Annotated in this window: 23 protein-coding genes; 4 read left to right on the plus strand and 19 right to left on the minus strand. The window is 38.3% G+C overall.

The genetic code is table 11. The features are described from left to right. The first annotated feature begins 20 nt into the window (after window positions 1-20). Window positions 21-1,292, plus strand: coding sequence for a DEAD/DEAH box helicase (locus tag A7A78_RS07205; protein WP_068761758.1), 1,272 nt, complete (start codon window positions 21-23; stop codon window positions 1,290-1,292). 110 nt (window positions 1,293-1,402) lie between these two features. Here the strand turns inward: A7A78_RS07205 and A7A78_RS07210 are convergent, their stop codons facing one another. From A7A78_RS07210 to A7A78_RS07260, 11 genes are all read right to left on the minus strand, one after another. Then, window positions 1,403-1,987 carry a c-type cytochrome gene (locus tag A7A78_RS07210; protein WP_068761759.1) on the minus strand — a complete coding sequence of 195 codons (585 nt, stop codon included), beginning with the start codon at window positions 1,985-1,987 and terminating at the stop codon, window positions 1,403-1,405. A gap of 210 nt (window positions 1,988-2,197) precedes the next feature. Beyond that, window positions 2,198-2,587 (minus strand): hypothetical protein, encoded by a 390-nt coding sequence (locus A7A78_RS07215; RefSeq protein ID WP_068761760.1) that lies wholly within the window; start codon window positions 2,585-2,587, stop codon window positions 2,198-2,200. A 30-nt stretch (window positions 2,588-2,617) separates the two neighbouring features. Next, the gene (gene arsB / locus A7A78_RS07220; protein WP_068761761.1) at window positions 2,618-3,667 is read right to left on the minus strand and encodes an ACR3 family arsenite efflux transporter; all 1,050 of its coding nucleotides are present in this window, start codon (window positions 3,665-3,667) and stop codon (window positions 2,618-2,620) included. Between the two features lie 3 nt (window positions 3,668-3,670). Beyond that, complete coding sequence (locus A7A78_RS07225) at window positions 3,671-4,288, minus strand: arsenate-mycothiol transferase ArsC (protein ID WP_068761762.1); 618 nt, start codon at window positions 4,286-4,288, stop codon at window positions 3,671-3,673. Window positions 4,289-4,298: 10 nt separating this feature from the next. After that, on the minus strand, window positions 4,299-4,787 hold the full coding sequence (locus A7A78_RS07230) for a GNAT family N-acetyltransferase (RefSeq protein ID WP_068761763.1): 489 nt from the start codon (window positions 4,785-4,787) through the stop codon (window positions 4,299-4,301). Window position 4,788: 1 nt separating this feature from the next. Further along, window positions 4,789-5,676: an arsenite methyltransferase gene (locus tag A7A78_RS07235; RefSeq protein WP_068761764.1), complete on the minus strand. Its 888-nt coding sequence runs from the start codon at window positions 5,674-5,676 to the stop codon at window positions 4,789-4,791. Window positions 5,677-5,704: 28 nt separating this feature from the next. Further along, complete coding sequence (locus A7A78_RS07240) at window positions 5,705-6,175, minus strand: DUF6428 family protein (RefSeq protein WP_068761765.1); 471 nt, start codon at window positions 6,173-6,175, stop codon at window positions 5,705-5,707. A gap of 19 nt (window positions 6,176-6,194) precedes the next feature. Further along, window positions 6,195-6,527 carry an ArsR/SmtB family transcription factor gene (locus tag A7A78_RS07245; RefSeq protein ID WP_068761766.1) on the minus strand — a complete coding sequence of 111 codons (333 nt, stop codon included), beginning with the start codon at window positions 6,525-6,527 and terminating at the stop codon, window positions 6,195-6,197. Between the two features lie 78 nt (window positions 6,528-6,605). Further along, window positions 6,606-7,901, minus strand: coding sequence for an APC family permease (locus A7A78_RS07250; RefSeq protein WP_278184088.1), 1,296 nt, complete (start codon window positions 7,899-7,901; stop codon window positions 6,606-6,608). Window positions 7,902-7,905: 4 nt separating this feature from the next. Then, complete coding sequence (locus tag A7A78_RS07255; protein ID WP_068761767.1) at window positions 7,906-8,361, minus strand: GNAT family N-acetyltransferase; 456 nt, start codon at window positions 8,359-8,361, stop codon at window positions 7,906-7,908. A gap of 105 nt (window positions 8,362-8,466) precedes the next feature. Then, complete coding sequence (locus A7A78_RS07260) at window positions 8,467-10,209, minus strand: FG-GAP-like repeat-containing protein (RefSeq protein WP_165593553.1); 1,743 nt, start codon at window positions 10,207-10,209, stop codon at window positions 8,467-8,469. 424 nt (window positions 10,210-10,633) lie between these two features. Here A7A78_RS07260 and A7A78_RS07265 point away from each other — a divergent pair, with 424 nt between their 5' ends. After that, complete coding sequence (locus tag A7A78_RS07265; protein ID WP_068761819.1) at window positions 10,634-12,766, plus strand: S9 family peptidase; 2,133 nt, start codon at window positions 10,634-10,636, stop codon at window positions 12,764-12,766. A gap of 47 nt (window positions 12,767-12,813) precedes the next feature. Here the strand turns inward: A7A78_RS07265 and nhaA are convergent, their stop codons facing one another. Then, window positions 12,814-14,145: a Na+/H+ antiporter NhaA gene (nhaA, locus tag A7A78_RS07270; RefSeq protein ID WP_068761769.1), complete on the minus strand. Its 1,332-nt coding sequence runs from the start codon at window positions 14,143-14,145 to the stop codon at window positions 12,814-12,816. A gap of 145 nt (window positions 14,146-14,290) precedes the next feature. Between nhaA and ffh the strand changes: the two genes are divergently transcribed. Both ffh and A7A78_RS07280 read left to right on the plus strand, forming a co-directional pair. Continuing rightward, window positions 14,291-15,619: a signal recognition particle protein gene (ffh, locus tag A7A78_RS07275; protein ID WP_068761770.1), complete on the plus strand. Its 1,329-nt coding sequence runs from the start codon at window positions 14,291-14,293 to the stop codon at window positions 15,617-15,619. A gap of 58 nt (window positions 15,620-15,677) precedes the next feature. Beyond that, window positions 15,678-16,556 carry a bifunctional 5,10-methylenetetrahydrofolate dehydrogenase/5,10-methenyltetrahydrofolate cyclohydrolase gene (locus tag A7A78_RS07280; RefSeq protein ID WP_068761771.1) on the plus strand — a complete coding sequence of 293 codons (879 nt, stop codon included), beginning with the start codon at window positions 15,678-15,680 and terminating at the stop codon, window positions 16,554-16,556. Here the strand turns inward: A7A78_RS07280 and A7A78_RS07285 are convergent. The 7 genes from A7A78_RS07285 to A7A78_RS07315 form a co-directional block, all read right to left on the minus strand. Continuing rightward, window positions 16,553-16,993, minus strand: coding sequence for a YkvA family protein (locus A7A78_RS07285; RefSeq protein ID WP_068761772.1), 441 nt, complete (start codon window positions 16,991-16,993; stop codon window positions 16,553-16,555). The genes A7A78_RS07280 and A7A78_RS07285 overlap by 4 nt on opposite strands. 106 nt (window positions 16,994-17,099) lie before the next feature. Continuing rightward, window positions 17,100-18,140, minus strand: a complete 1,041-nt coding sequence (locus tag A7A78_RS07290) for an AI-2E family transporter (protein WP_068761773.1) — start codon at window positions 18,138-18,140, stop codon at window positions 17,100-17,102. Beyond that, on the minus strand, window positions 18,137-18,562 hold the full coding sequence (locus A7A78_RS15105; RefSeq protein WP_068761774.1) for a VOC family protein: 426 nt from the start codon (window positions 18,560-18,562) through the stop codon (window positions 18,137-18,139). The genes A7A78_RS07290 and A7A78_RS15105 overlap by 4 nt, the downstream gene beginning before the upstream one ends. Continuing rightward, entirely contained in the window at window positions 18,562-18,801 is a 240-nt protein-coding gene (locus A7A78_RS07300) for a DUF7218 family protein (protein WP_068761775.1), read from the minus strand. Before A7A78_RS07300 ends, A7A78_RS15105 begins: the two co-directional genes overlap by 1 nt. Before the next feature lie 55 nt (window positions 18,802-18,856). Next, a complete protein-coding gene (locus A7A78_RS07305; protein ID WP_068761776.1) occupies window positions 18,857-19,042 on the minus strand; it encodes a hypothetical protein in 186 nt (61 codons plus the stop codon). A gap of 90 nt (window positions 19,043-19,132) precedes the next feature. Further along, entirely contained in the window at window positions 19,133-19,699 is a 567-nt protein-coding gene (locus A7A78_RS07310) for a hypothetical protein (RefSeq protein ID WP_068761777.1), read from the minus strand. 137 nt (window positions 19,700-19,836) lie between these two features. Beyond that, window positions 19,837-21,366 (minus strand): helicase HerA-like domain-containing protein, encoded by a 1,530-nt coding sequence (locus A7A78_RS07315; protein WP_068761778.1) that lies wholly within the window; start codon window positions 21,364-21,366, stop codon window positions 19,837-19,839. Window positions 21,367-21,518 lie beyond the last annotated feature (152 nt).

A 21,518-nucleotide genomic window follows, 5' to 3' on the forward strand; every position in this document is an offset into this window, starting at 1 on the left:
TCCAACAATCTAAATAAAATATGTCATTTAAATCACTTGGGCTTTCCGATGCCCTGCTGAAAGCAATCAGCAAAAAAGGATATGAAACGCCTTCGGCAATTCAACAAAAAGCAATTCCCTTAATTTTGGAACGAAAAGACGTGCTGGCCTCTGCCCAAACGGGAAGCGGTAAAACTGCGGGCTTTGCATTGCCTATGCTTCAAATATTGAACAATCAACCTCCTTTGCGCCAACGTCCCGTTCGCGCATTAATACTTACCCCAACCCGAGAACTTGCAGCACAGGTGCAGGATGAGTTTAAGGAATACAGCGAATTTACCGACCTTCGCTCCACTGTTATTTTTGGTGGCGTGGGCGCCAATCCCCAAATTCGTGCCTTGCGAAACGGTGTGGATATTTTGGTGGCAACACCGGGCAGGTTGCTCGATTTGGAAAGCCAAAACGCACTTTCGCTTTCAAAGGTGGAAATTCTCGTTTTGGACGAAGCCGACAGAATGCTCGATATGGGTTTTCTGCGCGATATTAAAAAAATACTTGCTTTATTGCCTTCAAAAAGACAGAATTTGCTGTTTTCGGCAACTTTTTCAAAGGAAATAAAAAAGCTGGCAAGCGAGTTTTTGCACCATCCTGTTTTGGTGGAAGCCACGCCGGAAAATACTACGGTTGAAAAAATTGACCAAACCGTTTATAGGGTTGACAAAGCCCAAAAAACCGATTTAATAATTAAACTTATTTCCGAAGGTAATTGGCAACAGGTTTTGGTTTTTACGAGAACCAAGCACGGCGCCAACCGTTTGAGTGAAAAACTTGAAAAAGCGAAAATCACTTCAGCAGCAATCCACGGAAACAAAAGCCAAGGTGCTCGAACTAGAGCGTTGTCCGGGTTTAAGGAAGGGAAAGTACGCGTTCTGGTTGCAACCGATATTGCAGCCCGTGGTTTGGATATTCCATTACTGCCACACGTTATCAATTTTGAATTGCCCAACGTTTCCGAAGATTATGTACACCGCATTGGCCGTACCGGAAGGGCAGGAGCCAGTGGCGAAGCGCTTTCATTAGTAAGTCTTGATGAGGTTGGGTACTTAAAGGACATTGAAAAGTTGATTGGTGAACGGCTTCAGCCTAAAATACTTTCGGATTTTCAACCTACGGAAACCATGGCCGAAGTAAAAGCCGCGGAAGAAGAAAAGAAAAGAGAAAAAGCACAACGCCACAGCCGTGGCCGCAATTCTGGCACGAAGGTAAACACACATTCCAAAAAAAACAGCAATAGAAATAAGGGAAGAAGGTAAATGCTTCTTTTTCGGTTTTCACTTTAAATTTTACTGTCTTTTATTGAATCGGTCCGTTCCGAAAAGATAAAAGACAGTAATTACATTTCATATTGTTTTGATGTTTTCCATTAGGCTTTTGGTGGAATTGGAGGCGGCACAAGGTTTGACACTGGCTTTATACTTTGCAGATATGCAAACATTGCTTTTAAATCGGCATCCGGTAAATTTGAAATGGATTGCCAAGGCATAGGCGGTAGCAAAGGTCTGTTATTTTCCATTCCTTTGTACTTTCCGTGCTTAATGGCATTTAAAAACTGCGCTTCCGTCCATCCACCGATGCCGGTATCATCGGGAGTGAGGTTAGCGGCGAAGGATGTTCCCCAAGGACCGATGGCTGCAGTAAGTCCAGGCGTGAAAAGAAGATATGACTTTGCGGTTTCCACATCATAAGCTCCCAAGACTTCATTAGCAGGGTGTCCGGAAAGCAAAAGATCTGGATCAATAATAGGTCCTTTATCTGTCATTTTTTTTGGGGAATGGCAATCATGGCAGCCTGTTGCGGTAACAAGCATCTCTCCACGTTTTATTGGTGATACCTCCACTTCAGTTGTTTTGGGTTCATACATTTTTGGTGTATCCTTTTCCTTTTTTTCTGAATTGCAGCCCACCATTATAATACAAAGCGCAGCTAACGTTAAAAATTGTTTTCTCATAATTTGGTTGATTTTAGTTAGTCACCCAAATTTAGAAAATTTCTTGTTTCCTTTTTAAAATTGACTTGTGTTTTTATCTGAAAATTAGATACTTATGTCTAATTTATTCAATTTAATAAAGTTTTCATTCTACGTCAATCGAAATTTTTTTTTAATTAAATAGAAAAACATCTATAATAAGACAATGTCTTTTTTTTCAATTGAAATTTTTTAAACGGTATTGCCTTCAGAGCTTCGTTGCTTCCGAATGTGCACAATAAGCGCAACTGTATACATAATAGCAGCAAAAAACCATAAATACTTAATTTTTTCCTTCCCCATAAAATAGTAATCGAAAGCAACACTCGCGGCCACAAGAATATTGAGGATAAGTATAATATAGTTTAATGTTATGCGCTTTTTTGGTGAAAGTTTTTTCAACAACATAAACAAATTGAAAAGAGCAGTTACAAACTGAAGGATGGCGAGGGCATTTTTACCTTCTTCCAAAAAACTTAAACCGCCAATAAAGAAGATAAAGGCATTTAAAAGAAAGCTGAATCTGAAGAGTTTGGCTTTTATCTTTGCATTCACCCTGCCAAAATAAAACATTTTTTTCATCCAAAGCCAAAATGTGATTTAGGAATATTTTTAAAGGGTTTCTTTTTTGAAATATTTCTTCCGCAACCAAAATGAAACCCGAACCAACAAAATCAAGGTTGGAACTTCAACCAATGGGCCGATTACACCCGTAAAAGCCTGCCCAGAATTCAGTCCAAAAACTGCTATTGCCACAGCAATTGCCAATTCAAAATTATTACCAGCTGCCGTGAAAGCTACTGCTGCTGTCTTGTCGTATTCTGCGCCCATTGCTTTTGTAAAGAAAAAACCAATGATGAACATTAACGTAAAATAAATAAGTAAAGGGACTGCAATAATCAGGACATCCATCGGTATTTCTACAATCAATTCACCTTTCAGCGAAAACATAACCACAATCGTAAATAAAAGAGCAATCAATGTCAATGGCGATATGGTAGGGATGAATTTTGTATTGTACCATTCCTCGCCTTTTAGCTTGACTAAAATCAATCTGCTTAAAATTCCCATTACAAACGGAATTCCCAAATAAATAGCAACACTTTCGGCAATGGTCGCTATTGAAATATCTACAATTGCACCTTCAAAACCGAAATAGGGTGGCAACACGGTAATAAAAAGCCAAGCGTAAAAACTATAGGCAAAAACTTGAAAAATACTGTTCAGCGCAACCAAACCGGCACCGTATTCACTGCTGCCTTTGGCGAGGTCGTTCCAAACCAAAACCATGGCGATGCAACGCGCCAGACCAATCAAAATAAGTCCGACCATATATTCCGGATAGTCGCTTAAAAAGATAATTGCCAGAATAAACATTAACACAGGGCCAATAATCCAATTGAGAACAAGCGAAATAGAAAGGATTTTTGTATTTCGGAAAACCTTTGGCAATAGTGCGTAATTTACCTTTGCCAAGGGCGGATACATCATTAATATCAAACCAATGGCTATGGGGATGTTTGTGCTGCCACTATTGAAGGAATTCAGAAACTCTGGAAAATTAGGCGCGAAATAACCTATGCCAACGCCCAAGGCCATTGCAATGAAAATCCAAAGCGTAAGATAACTATCGAGAAAACTTAATTTTTTAGTTGAAACCATTTTTTATGAATTGATTTGTGAAAAAACAAATTTCATCTCGGTCGCGATCTGGATACTGCGTTCCAAATACACTTCTTTTTGCTGGGGAGTACCATCTGAAATTTTCGGGTCTTCGTACATTATTGAAATACGTTTTTCCGAACCAGCTACAAAAGGACAGCCTTCATCGGCCTGCGAACAGGTCATAATTGCGGCAAAATCTGCTGCGGGGTTAGCCTCGTCATCATATTTCTTTGAAAAAGCAATAATCGGCGACTTTTCCAAAGCGTATTTTATGCTATAAATCGGGTTTTTGTTGTCTCCTTCTTTAGTAACTTCAAAGCCCGTGTTTTTCAAAGTCTCTACAACCATTGTGTAAACGGCAGTAGCTTCCGTCCCGCCGGAATAGCACGCTATATTTTTAATTCCGAAGTATTCCGCAATGGTCTGCGCCCAAATCTGCGCCAAATGGCTTCTGCGGGAGTTGTGTGTGCAGATGAAGTTTAGCTGGATTGGTTTTTCTTCCTTCTTTTTTGAATTTATATAATCAATAAGAGGTTGCAGAACGGTTTTCCTTTCTTCGGAAAGATTTGCTGTAACCAGTTCATCAATAAATTCTTGGATTGGTTTCAATAGTTTCATTATTTAATTTTTATATACCCACAACTTTACTGCGGCGTTCCAAAAGCACGTTGTCTTTCCAAACACCATGGAGTTGTCCCACTTTTTCTTTGTAACCTACTTCTCGGAAGCCGCATTTTATGTGCAATTTATGGCTGGCTACATTGTCACGAAATATTCCCGATTGCAATGTCCAGATATTGTTGGCCTCACTAATTTCAATTAAATTTTTCAGAAGAAATGCTCCCGCACCCTTTCCTCTTGCCGCTTCCGCAACATATACGCTCACTTCGGCAACGCCACCGTAAACGCAGCGACTGGAAACAGGGGAGAGGGCAGCCCAACCCAAATAGTTATTGTCTTCCACCGCCAAAATTCTACCGAAAGAAAGATGCCCAGCGTCCCACTTTTCCCAATTGGGAATTGTGGTTTCAAAAGTTGCAGTGCCTGTTTGCAGACCTTCGCCATAAATTCGGGCGACTTCGGGATAGTTTTCTTCTGAGATTTCAATCAGTTTCATACTAGCAACAATTACCGTCCGGGGAGCAGCAGGGCTCATCATTTATTTCAGCCAATTGTCTTTTCGGTTTTTCAGGTTTCGTTCCCGGTTTTTCAGCATAGACTGTAACACTGAAAATGCCTGTATCGGAAGTGTTGAATGTATTCACTTCTTCGGGCGAAAGATATTTTTCAAGAATATCATTCGGGATTACGATCGGTTTTTCCTTTTGGATTTGAATATTTTGAAAACCTGCGTCTTTTATGAATTGTAAATATTCGGTTTTTTGGATTGCTCCAGCCACACATCCCGCATACATTTCGGCATCTTCCTTTAAAGCATCGGGAAGATTTCCAACCAAAACAATATCGGAAATACTAAAATGGCCGCCCGGTTTTAAAACCCTGAAAATCTCGCCAATTACTTTTTGCTTGCTTGGCACAAGATTTAAAACACAGTTGCTTACAATTACATCTGCAACATCATTGTTCACGGGCATTGCATCAATATCGCCTTCCCTGAACTCAACATTGTTGTAGCCCAATTTTTCTGCATTGTTTCGCGCTTTTTGAATCATAATTGGGGTAAAGTCAATCCCAATTACCTTTCCTTCACTTCCGGTTTCGTGTCTTGCAACAAAACAATCGTTGCCAGCGCCGGAGCCCAAATCGATTACGGTATCTCCTTTTTTGATTTTCGCGAATTGCGTGGGAAGTCCACAGCCCAATCCTAAATCTGCATCTTCTACATAACCACCCGTTTCGGAATAGTCGTCCATCATTATATTATAAACCTTATTTGAAGGCGTAGTTGCGCCGCAGCAAGAGGAAGCGTTTTCAGCTTTGCCTTGTTCGGCTATTTTAGCATATCGATCTTTTACGATTTCTTTTAATTCTTGTTCGTTTTTCATTTTTAAAGCTTTTATAATGAATTTTATATTAGCAGCAGCCTGAGTTTGGTGAGCAACAAGGCTCAGCTTCTTGTAGTTCGCGAAGTTTTATCCTTGGTTTTTCTGAAGGAACGCCACAACTTTCTTTAGCTAGGCAATCTGTTTGTTTGGTTGTAAGAAGGAAATTGGTCCCGTCAAAGTCAAGCCCAAACTTACCGATAGTGTCCCCTTGGTATTCCACTTCAATATCTAAATCTTCAAGTCCCAAAACTTTTTCTGAAAGAGCAATAATGTTTGATAATTTTTCGGGATGTAATCGGTGGTTATAATCATCAGCATTCCAAAGCTGGAAGTTTGCAACTTCCTCATTACGTACCGTACCGCCGCAATCTATAAAGTGTTTAGTGATTTTCCCTACTTCGGTTACGTGAAAATGCGTTGGAACCAATTCTCCGTTTGGAAGCATAAAGGTTATTTGTTCTAAATTATTTAAATGGTCTTTTATTTCTGATAGTTTCATAATAATGTGTTTTTATAATTTAACAACAATTGTTTTTATTTTCAATGTCCTGGTCCAAAAACTGGTTCATAACCGTTTTCATAGCAGTCCAATTTTCTTGGTGAATGCAATAACAAATGCTTGTACCTTCAATATTTCCTTTTATCAATCCCAGGTTTTTCAGCTCTTTTAAATGTTGTGAAATTGTGGGTTGTGCAAGACCAATTTCTTCCACCAAATCGCCACAAATGCAAGCATTTATTTTAAAAAGATACTGAAGAATGGCCACTCGTGCTGGATGTCCAAAGGCTTTAGCGAACATCGCCACTTGGTTTTGTTGATCGGTAAATATTTCTGTTTTGGTAATTCCCATTTTCTTTATATTTATTCATTGCAATATTACGATTAAAGAATTAAAACGCAATAAAATTTTAAAAAAAAATGAATTTTTTTATTGTTTGGTTTTTGAAACTTTCTTTTTATAAGCCCATTCCGCTATAAAACAAATGCAGATAATTCCAAGGGAAATAGATACTCCCAACAAGTTTGAAGTGGATTGTTGGACAATTAAAACAACAAAGGCGGTGGATGAAAGAATAGCTCCAATTAGACTAATTGTTTTATTCGATTTTATTTTTTCCGCTTTGCGAAAACTTACATAGTTTACAACTGCAAAAATCAACAAGAACCCTGCACTGCCAGAAGTTGAAATGCTTTCTAAGTTTAAAAAATTTGCTGTTAACAATGTGAGTATTACCGTAATGATTAAACCAATGGGTTTATTCCAAAATTGGTCTGTAAAGGAATGGGGCAATTCATCATCTTCGGCAAGTTCATAGCTCACCCGACTACCACCATAAAGTGTTGCATTTATAGCTGAGAATGTTGAAATAAGTGCGGCAACCGTCATAATTGTAAAACCAATTTGACCAATCATTGGTTTAGCGGCTGCTGCCAAAACATAGTCTTTAGCGGTTGCTATTTTATCAAAACTTAAAGAACCTACGGTAACCATTGCAATAATTATATACAGCAAAACCACGAAACCAACGGAAACAAAATAGGCTCGGGGAACATTTTTTTTCGGATTTTCCAAATCCGGAACTGCATTGGCAATAAGCTCAAAACCTTCATAGGCTACAAAAATCACCATTCCGCCCGTAAGTAATAAAAACGGACTTTCCCAGTTTGTTGGATTGAGCTGTGAAAGATTGGCATTTCCGAATAAGCCATAAATTCCAATTCCTGCAAAGGCCAATAAAATAAATAGTTTTATAAAAACAGACAGGCTTTCAATTTGGCCAACAACTTTTAAACTGTAGTAATTTATAAGCGTCGCCAATAAAATAACCCCGCTCACAAAAATGTGGGTGTCAATTCCTTTTGAACCAGTAATGGAAATTAAATTAGGTGCATAACTACCAAACGCACTGGCGTAAAGCGATAGCATAATTATATAGCTAATCCACAACACATTATTGATGCCACCACTAAAAACTCCTTTGCCAAAACCCTCATTCACAAACCGAACGGTTCCGCCCCTGTCTGGAAAAGACAACGATAGTTTTGAATAACTATAGGCAGTGAACAAGGCAATAATACCTGCAAAAAGGAAGGCCAAGGGTGTGCCTCCTTTGGCTAAGGAAACCGCCAACCCTAAAACCGCAAAAATTCCCCCACCCACCATACCGCCAATACCAATGGCTATGGCGTCTTTTAGTTTTATAGAATCTTTTGATTTTTTCAAATGTTTAATGGGTTAAAAGTTTCTCAAAACAAATACTGTTTTCCACTCCAGCATATTGACCGTAATTATCTATAAATCTATAACCGCATTTTTTATAAAGCGAAATGGCTTCCGGTTGTTTAATACCCGTTTCCAAGATACATTTTGTGTTTCCCAATTCCCTTGCCCAAATTTCCAGTTCTTTTAAAACTTCCACGGCAATTCCCTTTCCGCGTTGTTCCAAAGGAACATACATCCGTTTTACCTCCATAACGTTTGGCTCAAATTGCTTAATAGCGCCGCAGCCCACGGAAGTATTATTTTCGTCATAAGCAACAACGGTATGTTTTATGGAATCTATTTTATTGAATTGATCGTAAAACGGATGATCATCGCCATCGCGTATCGCAAGGTCTGCATCGAGCTGTTTCACCAATTCAATAAAATCTTTGTTTGTGGAATCTGTGCGTAAAAGTTTCATCAATTTTGGTTTTTGGTGAAGTGAAGATACCAAAAACGTGCTGAATTTCCATAGTGGAAATCCAACACGCTCACTAACAAACCAACACTTAGGAACAGTAGGTTTCTATTTAATAATTATTTTTTGTGAGGTGACTTGGTCGTTATTGGTGATTTTCAAAATATAGGTTCCCGCATTTAAATGACTAATATCCATTTCCATAGATACTGCATTGTTGTTTGTGCCTTCTTTTACTTTTCTAGCATTTAAATCAAAAATCTCAACTTTTGAATTTATATCATCCTTTGGAAAATTTACGACCAAAATATCCTCTGCAGGCACGGGATAAATTACGTAGCCATATTTAATTTGAGTAGTTATGCCCAACTGAATTCCGTTGCCTTCAACAACCAAATAAGTATTATTTCCATCAATATCCGTAAAAGTTTCAACCGCTCCCGAAGGCCACTGAACTTCAATTTCCGATACATTTGAAGCATCGCCCAACCCAAAATGATTTGTAAAACTGTTTTGACTGCAATAGCCACTTGCGGCTTCAATTTGGCATGTTTGCCAGATTTCGTTTCCGTTTATGGTAGCCCTAATTCGAACTTTTGCCCCAACAGCCGACCCGTTTGAAGGATCGCCAACACAGCGAATTTTTATCCAGTTATTCCCGCTTCCCGTGTTTTTGAAAAGTGAATTGCTTTGGTTTTCGTTTAATGTATTCGCCAAAATCACATCTAGCCAACCGTCATTGTTGTAATCGCCAAAAGCACAACCAAACGTATTTCCTTGGTGATTTGCCAAAGCGCTACCTGTGTCTTTGGAAAAAATACCGTTTCCATCATTTATAAAAAGGGAATTTGTTTCTTGTCCAGTAAAATAAGCATTGCAAACCAATAGGTCCAAATCGCCATCGTTATCAACATCTGCAAAGGCAGAACCAAACGAGCTTCCAGTTTCCGCAGCAATTGCAGAACTGGTTTGTTCCACAAATGTGCCATTTTCATTAATAAATAATTGATTGTTTTGTCCGCCCCAATTGGCTACAAAAAGATCGAAATCGCCGTCGTTGTCAACGTCTGCCCAAGAGCTGCCAGCAGAGTTTTTTCCGTTTTGGGTAATGGGAAGGTTGGTGATTTGTGTGAAAATATTAGGGCCATCATTTCTGAAAAGTGAATTGTTGGTATTGTCTTCATTCGCAACAAACAAATCGCTATCGCCATCGCCGTCATAATCTATCCAATTTATGGAACGCGAAGCAAGGGTTTCACTGGTAATGGACAGACCAGTCACAGGTTCAAAAGAGCCATCGCCCTGGTTTTCAAAATAAAGATTTCGCGTGGAAACAATACTATTCGTGATGTAAGCGTCCAAAAATTGATCGTTGTTGAGGTCAATCCAATTCACCATTTCAGAATAGGTCAGCGGAATTCCGATAGCGTTGCTGGGCTCATATTCAAAAGTACCGTCGCCATTGTTTCTGTAGAAATAATTTTTCTTCCCCACGCCATTTCTGCCGTAAGTTACTACCACGGCATCCAAATCGCCATCGTTGTCAACATCGGCAAAACTCGCCCCGTCGGAACGGTCGTTGTCCAAAACTATATCATCAGCGATTACGGTTGTGAAAGTGTTGTCACCGTTGTTAATGTAAAGCATATTGTTTTGCCCAGCAGTAGGCCCGTTGGTAAAAAATATATCGTCCCAGCCATCGCCATTCACATCAATAAAATTAGCACTTCGTGAGGCGGAAGGTGTTGTGGTAATGTCTTCAAAAGTTGTTTCCTCAAAAGACTGTGCTTTAATTTTTTCTAAGAAAAAGATGAAGGCACAAAGGCTAAAAAGTATAATTGATTTTGTCATAATTGTTTGATTTTGTGATTGGTTGTTGAATGCTTTTGTAAGTGTGAAATTAATTTGAAATGTCACAGACATCTTTGATTTTGTTGTGAACGGAAGATTATTGTTTTGAATGACTGCTAAACCGTTTTAAAAATCTTTTGGAGAATGAATAATTTCTTTTGAAACCTTCAAATCTAAAGCTTATGAAAAAGACGCGAAACAATTCAGCATTGATGCAAACACCCCAAGTATGGGTTTGAGTGATGTTAATTGAAAGTGGAAAACAATAAAGCAAAAACGTTATTACCACATTTATAAAAATTCCCTTGAAGCGATAACTTAAAAATTGTTGGCTTATGCTTTAAACACCATAAAGGTTTTTTATCTTAGCTTCTTTCAAGAATATTTGAATATTTTGTCTTTTCCGACCAAAAAAAATACACTTATGAAACATTATTTCGCCGTCCTACTTTTTGTTTTCTGTTTATTTAATAGCAACGCACAGCAAAAGGAACTCACGTTAAAAGACGCCGTTTTGGAACAGTACGGCAAATTTTATCCTCAAAATATTCAAGGTTTTCAGTGGGTTCCAGGAACAACTTCTTATGTTTATCTTGAAAATAGAACAACGCTTAAAAATGGATCTGCCGAAAATAAAAACCAAAGTGAAAGCCTTTCAATTGCAGAGGTAAATAAAACCTTAAACAGCAATTTAAAATGGTTTTCGGGAATGACGTGGAAGAATACCGATTCTTTTTATTTGGTAGATGGCAATTCCTATTATTTGTATGATTATAAACAGAAAAAAGGGAAGCTAATTTCCAAGGTTGAGGAATCTGCAGAAAATAGTACGCTTCAAAATGAAACAGGAAACGTAGCTTATACGAAAGAAAATAATTTATACATCCAAAAAGCAGATGGCACAACCGTTGCTGTTACTAATAATACTGATAAAAACATAGTTTCCGGTCAGGCAATTGCGCGAAGTGAATTCGGAATAACCAACGGAATTTTTTGGTCGCCAAAAGGAAATCTGCTCGCGTTTTATCAAAAAGATGAAAACGATGTTGCAGATTATCCGCTTTTGAATATTGACCCGACTCCCGGAGAATTGACTTCCATAAAATACCCAATGGCGGGACAGAAAAGTGAGCGCCCAAAAGTTGGCGTTTATAATTTGAGCACGGGGAAAACAGCTTTTATTTCTCCCATTGGAAATGTTGAAGATTATTTAACCAATCTATCGTGGACGCCCGATGAAAAAAATATAGTTATTGCAGAATTGAACCGCGATCAAAACCATTTGAAATTACAACTTTTTGATGCTGCAACGGGAAAATTGGTTCGAACAATTCTGGAAGAGAAAAGCGACAAATGGACGGAACCAGAGCATCCTGCCTATTTTTATGCAGATTCTTCCGAAGATTTTATTTGGATGAGCGAAAAGGATGGATTTATGAATCTGTATCTGTGCAATACTTCCAAAGGAATTGTAAAACAATTGACCAATAACAAATGGGTCGCTGAGGAAATAGTTGGAAACAACACTAAAGGAACCGAAGTTTATTTCACAGGAACAGGCGAATCGCCTTTGGATACCAAATTGTATTCGGTGACTATTTCAAATGGAAAACAGACCTGTTTAACGGAAACCAGCGGTACGCACAATACTAGTATTTCTGCAGATGGGAAATATATTTTTGATCAGTATTCAAATCACGAAACACCCAACGTTGCACAGTTAATTGACAATAAAGGGAAAACAATCCAAACGTTTGTAAAAGCCGAAAATACAATGGCAGATTACAAACTTGGAACAACGGAGATTGGAAAATTGAAGTCGCACGATGGTTTTGACCTTTATACCCGTTTAATAAAACCATCCAACTTCGACCCGAATAAAAAATATCCAGTTTTGGTGTATGTTTACGGTGGGCCGCATGCACAATTGATTACAAACTCTTGGAACGATGGCGCGTCACTTTGGATGAAATGGATGGCAGAACAAGGCTACCTTGTTTTCACATTGGACGGTAGAGGTTCCGCAAATAGAGGTTTTGCTTTTGAAAGTGTAATTCATAGAAACGTAGGCACTGAAGAACTGAAAGATCAATTGGTTGGGGTGGAGTATTTAAAATCACTTCCGTATGTTGATGCCGACCGTTTGGCGATCCACGGTTGGAGTTTTGGTGGTTTTATGACAGTTTCAATGATGCTTCGCAATCCGGGAGTTTTCACCACAGGAGTTGCAGGCGGACCCGTAACCGATTGGAAATATTATGAAATTATGTACGGCGAGCGATACATGGACACTCCGCAACAAAATCCTTTAGGCTATGAAACTGCCAGCTTGCTAAACAAAACCCAAAACCTGACTGGAAAACTGTTGACAATCCACGGCTCAATAGATCCAGTAGTTGTTATGCAGCACGATCTTTCTTTGATTAAATCTTTTGTGGATAATGAAAAACAGATGGATTTCTTTGTGTACCCTATGCACGAACACAATGTGCGCGGGAAGGATAGGGTTCATTTAATGACGAAGGTGCTTAACTACGTGATTGACAATAATAAGTAATCAGGGGATAATCCATTTAAACTTTTTAAACTTTTAATCCAATAAACTCAATCGTTTTTCTCCATAACAGAATGGTTAAACTTACCCTTTACCGTCTTAAACCGAAGAATAACAAATCCAATAACTGCTGAAATAAGAGAGCCGATTAAGATTCCAATTTTGGCTGAATCTATATATTCTGGACTGCTGTTAAAGGCTAAGCTAGCTATAAATATGGCCATTGTGAAACCTATTCCTGCTAAAAAAGAAACACCAATTATCTGTTTATTGGTTATGTCTTTCGGCACCTCGATGATTTTGAATTTTCTTGCCAAAAAGATAACTGTAGAGATGCCAATACTTTTTCCCAAAATCAAACAAACCATAATATTTATTATCAGCGCCGTTTCGAGTCCGCCTTCACTATTTATGGCAACTCCCGCATTAGCAAGCGCAAAAATTGGAATTACCAAATAAGCCACCCAATTGTGAAGCTTATGCTCTAAATGCTGTAAGGGGGAACGGTAATCATCGGCCCAATCTTCCAAATCATCTATCAATTCTAGTTGTTTGGGTGAAAGTACCGGTTTTTGAAGAATGGTGCTCTCTTTTATTTCACCCACAATACTTTCCAGTTGATCAGTAAATTCGTGGGTGCTTATTTTTTGTCTAACGGGAATAGCAAATGCCATCAAGATTCCAGCCAAGGTGGGGTGGAGGCCAGCTTTTAAAAACAACAACCAGACAACGAAGCCGGAAACAATGGTTAAAAATTCGAAATACAATCCTCTATAGCTTAAGAAATATATAATTGCCAATAATACAAAAGCGGCACCCAACAATACAAAATTCAAGCTGCTACTATAAAAAATTGCGATTACCAATACCGCGCCCAAATCGTCAACAATGGCAAAAGCAGTAAGAAATATTTTTAAGCTCAAGGGTACTCTATTTCCGAGTACTTTTAAAATTGCCAGTGAAAAGGCAATATCTGTAGCCATCGGAATTCCCCAACCCTTTAAGGTTTCTGGGTTTTGGTTTAAAATTATATAAATTAGTACCGGAATTATAATTCCACCGATTGCCCCAAAGAGCGGAAACATAATTTTTTTGGTTGAATTGAGTTCGCCAATTAAAAATTCACGCTTTATTTCCAACCCAATCAAAAAGAAAAAAATAGCCATTAATCCATCGTTTACCCAAAGTATCAATGGTTTTTTGAGTTCAAAACTGTCGGTTACAATACCCAATTCATACTGCCAAAAAGATTGGTAACTTTCTGAAAAGGCGGAATTGGCCCACACCAAGGCAATTATGGTTGTTGCCAAAAGCAATATTCCAGTAGAGCTTTGAAGGTTGACGAATTTTTGGAATGGAGAGAGCAGTTTTTCTTTTATCATATACTTTTTTCGAATTGGCAAGATACGAAACTCCTATATTTTTATTCTGTTTAATTATTTGGAAATCTTAAGAAACACTGCCTACTGCAACTGCATACTGCCAACTTTTTTTTACCTTTGCAACTCTTAAAAAGAAAGCAAGAATATGTTCGATAATTTAAGCGATAAGCTGGACAAAGCGCTGCACGTACTGAAAGGTCACGGCAGCATCACTGAAGTAAACGTAGCAGAGACTTTAAAGGAAGTGCGCCGTGCCCTTTTGGACGCCGACGTTAACTTTAAAACCGCAAAGGAATTTACCAATACTGTAAAAGAAAAGGCCTTGGGACAAAACGTACTTACTACGTTGCAACCTGGCCAATTGATGGTGAAACTGGTAAAAGATGAATTGACCGAATTGATGGGTGGCGAAACAGCCGGTATCAATTTGAGCGGTACGCCAACGGTTATTTTAATGTCCGGTCTGCAAGGTAGCGGTAAAACTACTTTTTCTGGAAAACTTGCGAATTATCTTAAAACAAAAAAAACAAAGAAACCACTTTTGGTTGCCTGTGATATCTATCGTCCTGCGGCAATTAATCAATTGCACGTGGTTGGTGATCAAATAGGCGTAGAGGTTTATAGCGAACCCGAAAATAAAAATCCAGTTCAAATTGCTCAAAACGCAATTGCACACGCCAAACAAAATGGCTTCAATGTTGTAATTGTGGATACTGCCGGTCGTCTTGCGATTGATGAAGCGATGATGACTGAAATTTCAAACGTTCACAAAGCGATCAACCCACAGGAAACAATTTTTGTGGTTGATGCCATGACCGGGCAAGATGCAGTGAATACTGCTAAGGCCTTTAATGAAAGGTTGAATTTTGATGGAGTTGTTCTTACCAAATTAGACGGTGATACCCGTGGTGGAGCTGCAATTTCCATTAAAAGTGTAGTTGATAAGCCTATAAAATTTATCGGTACCGGTGAAAAGATGGATGCTATAGATGTTTTCCACCCAGCCCGTATGGCCGACCGTATTTTGGGGATGGGAGATGTTGTTTCCTTGGTTGAAAGAGCGCAGGAGCAGTTTGACGAAGAGGAGGCAAGAAAACTACAGAAGAAGATTGCAAAAAATCAATTCGGTTTTGACGATTTCCTAAACCAAATTCAGCAGGTTAAGAAAATGGGAAGTATGAAAGATTTGGTGGGAATGATTCCTGGAGCAGGAAAAGCGTTGAAAGATGTTGATATTGATGACGATGCTTTCAAAGGCATTGAAGCCATAATTCATTCAATGACTCCAAAAGAAAGAACCGAACCAGCAATTATAAACGGAAGCCGAAAAAAACGAATTGCAATCGGAAGCGGAACAAGCGTTCAGCAGGTAAATCAACTTTTGAAGCAATTTGACCAAATGAGCAAAATGATGAAGATGATGCAAGGCGGCGGCGGAAGAAAGATGATGCAGGCAATGGGGAAGATGAGGTAGATTTATGATGTCACCTCGAGCGCAGTCGAGAGGTCTTTAATTTTTAATTTTTAGGAGTATGACCATTTTAGATGGAAAGAAAGTTTCAAACGACATAAAAAACGAAATCACTGCCGAAGTTGATAAAATGAAAGCGCGTGGTGAAAAAGTTCCACATTTAGCAGCTATTATTGTTGGAAATGATGGGGCTAGTCTTACATATGTTGGAAGCAAGGTTAAGGCATGCGAGCGCGTTGGTTTTGAGTCAACATTGGTTAAAATGCCAGATACTACCAGTGAATTAGAATTATTAAAAAAGATTAAAGAACTCAACGAAGACGACAATATTGATGGCTTCATTGTTCAGCTTCCATTGCCTCCACAAATTGATACCCAAAAAGTACTTCTCACTGTAGATCCTTCAAAAGATGTGGATGGTTTTCACCCTGAAAACTTTGGAAAAATGGCTCTGGATATGAGTACCTTTATTCCCGCAACCCCTTTCGGCATTCTTGAGTTACTGCAGCGGTATGATGTGGATACCAAAGGAAAACATACCGTAGTTATTGGAAGAAGCCATATTGTTGGCCGACCGATGAGTATTTTAATGAGCCGAAAAGGATGGCCCGGAAATAGCACAGTAACACTTACGCACAGCAACACAAAAAACATTGCGCAGATAACCACGCAAGCAGATATAATTATTTCAGCATTGGGAGTGCCAAACTTCTTAAAAGCGGAAATGGTAAAAGATGATGTTGTAATTATTGATGTTGGAATTACAAGGGTTGAAGACCCAAGTCATCCAAAAGGGTATGTAATTACCGGCGATGTGGATTTTGAAAACGTGAGCAAAAAGGCTTCGTTCATAACTCCAGTTCCCGGAGGTGTTGGCCCAATGACTATTGCGATGCTTTTAAAAAATACACTTTTAGCACGCGAACAAAGAAGAGGTTAGGCCTTTTCAGTTTCCGCCAAACGCCAATCCAAATATTTGTGAAGATCCGTTTCTATCCAGCCCATGCTGATTGATAAGACAGCCAAATCATCAATATAACCAACGCCGGGAATAAAATCTGGAACTAAATCAAATGGGTTGAAAACGTATAAAAGCGCTACTGCAATGGAGGCAATTGTAAACCACGGCACATTTGGATAATTTCCTTTTTTAACGTCTTTCAGCATTGCGAACATAATTTTACCAAGTTCGGCATATTTGCGCAAAGGGCTGGCGTTGCTAAGTTTTTCCGAAATAGCTTCTTCATTATTCATCACTATTTCAACATCTTCATCCTTTATTTTGGTTACCTTTTCCTCAACATAATCTTCGTTGATTTTGGAATCCATCATTGCGATGGTAGAGGGTTTTTTTTCTTTCTTTTTTCTGAAAAGCATATATTTTTTTTGTTTCCTTAAAATTAAAGAATTGAAAAAGGAATACTTTTAAAATTATGTTATAAATAATTTGAGACAGGAAAAAATTCTTCGTAAAAAATAAAATTTACAAACGTTCGTCTTCGGTTGCGGTTTCCTCTTTTCCATATTCTTTTCTGTAAATACGAACGATGACCATAAAAAGACTGATAAGCAATGGGCCAAAAATAAGTCCGATAAAGCCAAATAAAGGTACGCCAACTATTACTCCAATAAGCGTTATTAACGGATGCACATTATCTAATTTTTTCAAAACATAAAGACGAATTATATTGTCCGTAGAACCCACAACAACAAAGCCGTAAATAAGTATTCCCCAAGCTTGAAAGCTGTGTCCTGTGGAAAGTGTGAGCACAAAAACAGGCAGAATACCCACCAACGTCCCTACGAATGGAATCATACTGCCAATAGTAACAATTACAAACCAAAAGAAGGGGTCTTCAATTCCGAAAATAAGAAAACCAATAAGTGCCACAATTCCCTGCGCTATTGCGACCAAGGGAATTCCAAGTGCATTGGAGCGTACCATGGCCTGAACTTCGGATCCAATTTCCTTTAAGTTTTCGCGGTCCATCGGGATGTATTCTTTTAAAGATTCTCTTAGGTCCGCACGATTTGTAAACATATAATAGAGCATAAAATACATCAACCCAATAGCGATAAAAGCATTAAAAGTGCCGCCGGCCAAATTTTGCAAATTATCAGAAAGCCAACTTGTAATTGCTCCAGGATCAATTTGGGAATTGAGATCATAACCAAACTTATCTTCCATTTTGCCCAATTGTTCCTTAAGCGCATTTATCACTTCTTCAGAATTTTGTACTGCTCTCCCAATTTTGTTGGTAAGCATCAAAATTATTCCGGCAATGGGTATAAGGATTAAAAAAAATGAAATGAGCATTAATACGGTAGCTGCAAGTGAGGGGTTCCATTTTTTCTTATTGACCAATTTAGCCATCCATTTGCGCATAAGAACATAAATGGTTATTGCGCCCAAAACCCCCGTGAGATAAGGAAGTAGTTCCCTAAAAATAAGACTGCCCATTAGCAAAATGAGCAAAATGACAAATATTTGTCGGATTATTTGAGGTGGTATTTGTTTTATCATTTGGCGAATAATTGTGTTAAGTCATTGAATGCTTTAAATTCCAAAGCATTCCCTGCGGGATCCTTAAAAAACATGGTGGCCTGTTCGCCCACTTGTCCTTCAAAGCGAATGTACGGTTCTATGATGAAGGTAATGTTTTTTTGAATCAGTTTTTCTGAAAAATTTTTGAAAGTTTTCATGTCCAATACAACCCCGAAATGCGGTATGGGCACATTTTTTCCATCCACGGGATTTATGGTTTCTTCTTCGGAATTCTTCTCTTTTAGATGAATTACAAGCTGATGACCAAAAAAGTTGAAATCAACCCAATGGTCACTGCTTCGCCCTTCTGCAAGTTCAAGTGTATCTCTGTAAAATTTTCGGCAAACTTCCAAATTATCCACTGGGATGGCAAGATGGAAAGGTCTTAGCGGGTTGCTCATTAATTATTTCTTAAAGCGTGTATCAGTTCTTTTTTCTTCATTTTTGAACGTCCCTCAATGCCCACGTTTTTTGCTTGTTCATAAAGTTCGGCTTTGGTCCATTCCTCGTAGGGTTTGGCTTTGCCGCCTTTTTTACCAGCATTTGGAGTGTTGGCGATGCGGGCAGATTTTTGTTTGCTATATCCTTTGTCCCGCAATGCCTCATATTGCTCTTCGTTTTTGATTCTTGGATTTGGCATAACGATTTTTTTAACAAAAAACCCCTTGAAAACAAAGGGTTTTAAAATTAATAAATTATGTTTGATCTGTATCTTTTCTGTTTTTAAGAAGGCCTATACCCGCAAAAAAGAACACTATGCCTAAAATTATAAGTGCCCAAGGGCTCATGCCGACATTCATACTTCCAAATGCGCTAAGCACGCCCATTACGAGCGCAATTCCTCCAGCTATAGTTAAAATAAAACCTAAAATCTTAATCATAATTCAATTGTTTAGATGGTTAATTGGATTAAAATTAAAGGAAAGCATTCACTATTTAATGAATGTTAACAAAACCTTTGCAGGCAAAATTTATTTGGCAGCAGGTTCCCAACCAATCATAAAATATTTGAAAGGTGCATCATCCGGAATTTGGCTTGCCTCAACTTTTAAATCCAGGTTGTAGCGAAGTTCCTCCGGAAGGCTTTTTTTGTCAATAGTTAAATAAACGTCTGTTTCCTTAAGAAATATAACTACCGCATTGATTGTGGTCTGAATGTTGTCAACCGTATAATTGGCTTTCACATCTTTCCAAGTACTTGCTGAGGTCAGGCCCTTTTCGGTTTTATATCTGGAGTCAAAAATCTGTATGTTTTTTATAGTTGAATTTGGATCACTTTCATTATCCGGTGAAAGTAACAACAATTGTTTCCCACCTTTTTCATAAATTTCAACCTCGCCTTGAGTTTCCAATGCATTTGGTGATGAATTTATTTTCACGATGGAATCTGTTGCAAAAATGGAATCTATCTGCTTAACTTTCATTTCATTTGTCAAATTACCGATGGAACCGTTTTTAATCAAAAAAGGATCGCTGTCCTTTTTGCATTGAACAAAAGCAAGTGAAACTATTCCAATTATTAAAAGTGTCTTTTTCATTTATGTTTTTAGTTACTGAATTATTAAATTATTAAGTTGAGTGAGTTGATGAGTTTAAAAGTTTATGAATTTAAAAGTTTAGGATATTTTACTGACTACTGACTACTGACTACTGACTACTGACTACTGACTACTGACTACTTCATCATTTTCCCTAAAATCCCCAAAACGCTACGGATTACAGTTGGGCTGGTAAGAGTTTTCAACCACGGATTTGAAGCACTTCTACGGCTGGAAGAACTTCTGCTTGAAGATGAGGTTTTTACGGCTTCTTTTTCTTTTTGGGCTTTTTCTTTAGCCTCTTCTTTGTTGGCGATTTCAATTTTTTCGGTCAGCATTTCATAAGCGCTTTCCCGATCGGTTACTTCGTTGTATTTTGGGATAAGTTTTGAGGCTTTCAATAAATCCTTCAATTCGCCATCTGTTAAAACGTCCATTCGGCTCATTGGGGCTCGCAGCATTGTACGGGCTAAAGGCGTTGGAATTCCCTTTTCGTTCAAGGCGCTTACCAAAGCTTCGCCAATTCCCAAGGCTGTTAAAACTTCGTCGGTTTTATAATAGTCTGAAAGCGGATAATTTTCTGCTGTAAGTTTTATTGCCTTTCTGTCTTTAGCAGTAAATGCACGAAGCGCGTGTTGAATTTTTAAACCCAGTTGGCTCAAAACAGCATCGGGCACATCGGTAGGGTTTTGGGTGCAAAAATAAAGTCCCACCCCTTTGGAACGTATCAATTTTACAATACTTTCAATTTGATTGAGCAATGCGCTGCTAGCTTCGTTGAAAATTAAATGTGCTTCGTCAATAAAAATCACTAATTCCGGTCTGCCGCTATCGCCCTGTTCGGGAAAGGTTGAATAAATTTCAGCCAAAAGGCTTAGCATAAACGTTGAGAAAAGTTTGGGCCGATCTTGAATATCGGTCAAGCGAATGATATTTATGTAACCCATTCCGTTTTCGTCCACACGAAGCAAATCATCTGTGTCAAAGGATTTTTCACCAAAAAATAAATCGGCACCTTGTTGTTCCAATTCCACAACTTTTCGAAGAATCGCACCTGTTGAGGATGAGGAAATTCGTCCATAAGCATCAGCAAATTCCTCTTTTCCTTCATCGGTGGCGTATTGCAATATTTTTTTGAAATCTTTTAAGTCCAGCAACGGCATTTTATTGTCATCACAATACTTAAAGATTACAGAAACAATTCCTGCCTGAACATCACTTAAATCGAGAATTCGCGAAAGCAAAACCGGCCCAAATTCACTTACGGTAGCACGAAGACGAACACCTTGTTGATCTGAAAGTGAAAGTATTTCGGCTGGAAATTTTTTGGCTTCATACGGAAAGCCAATTGCAGTGTGGCGTTCTTCAATTTTGGCATTGTTAGTTCCAGGTTCAGCAATTCCACTTAAATCGCCTTTTATGTCCATTAGCAATACGGGAATTCCTTTTTCAGAAAGATTTTCGGCAATTATTTGTAGCGTTTTTGTTTTTCCAGTACCAGTAGCCCCAGCAATCAATCCGTGACGGTTCAAGGTTTTCAATGGAATTTTCACATAGGCATCTTTTACGGTTTCGCCATCAAGCATTGCGGCTCCAAGGTTTATGAAATCGCCTTTGGTTGTATATCCGCTATTTATGTAATCAAAAAAAACTTGCTTATCTGCCATCTTTCTAAATTTTGTTCAAATGTAACAAATAAAAAAACCAAAACTCAAATCCCAAATTCCAAATAATATTCAAAATTTAATGTTCAAAATTCAAACAAGATGTTGTTACTCTTGTAGTTTACAAATTTGTATTTAAATACCTTGTATTTGAA

It is taken from the genome of Aequorivita soesokkakensis (assembly GCF_001641085.1).
In the GTDB taxonomy this organism is placed as follows: Bacteria; Bacteroidota; Bacteroidia; order Flavobacteriales; family Flavobacteriaceae; genus Aequorivita; species Aequorivita soesokkakensis.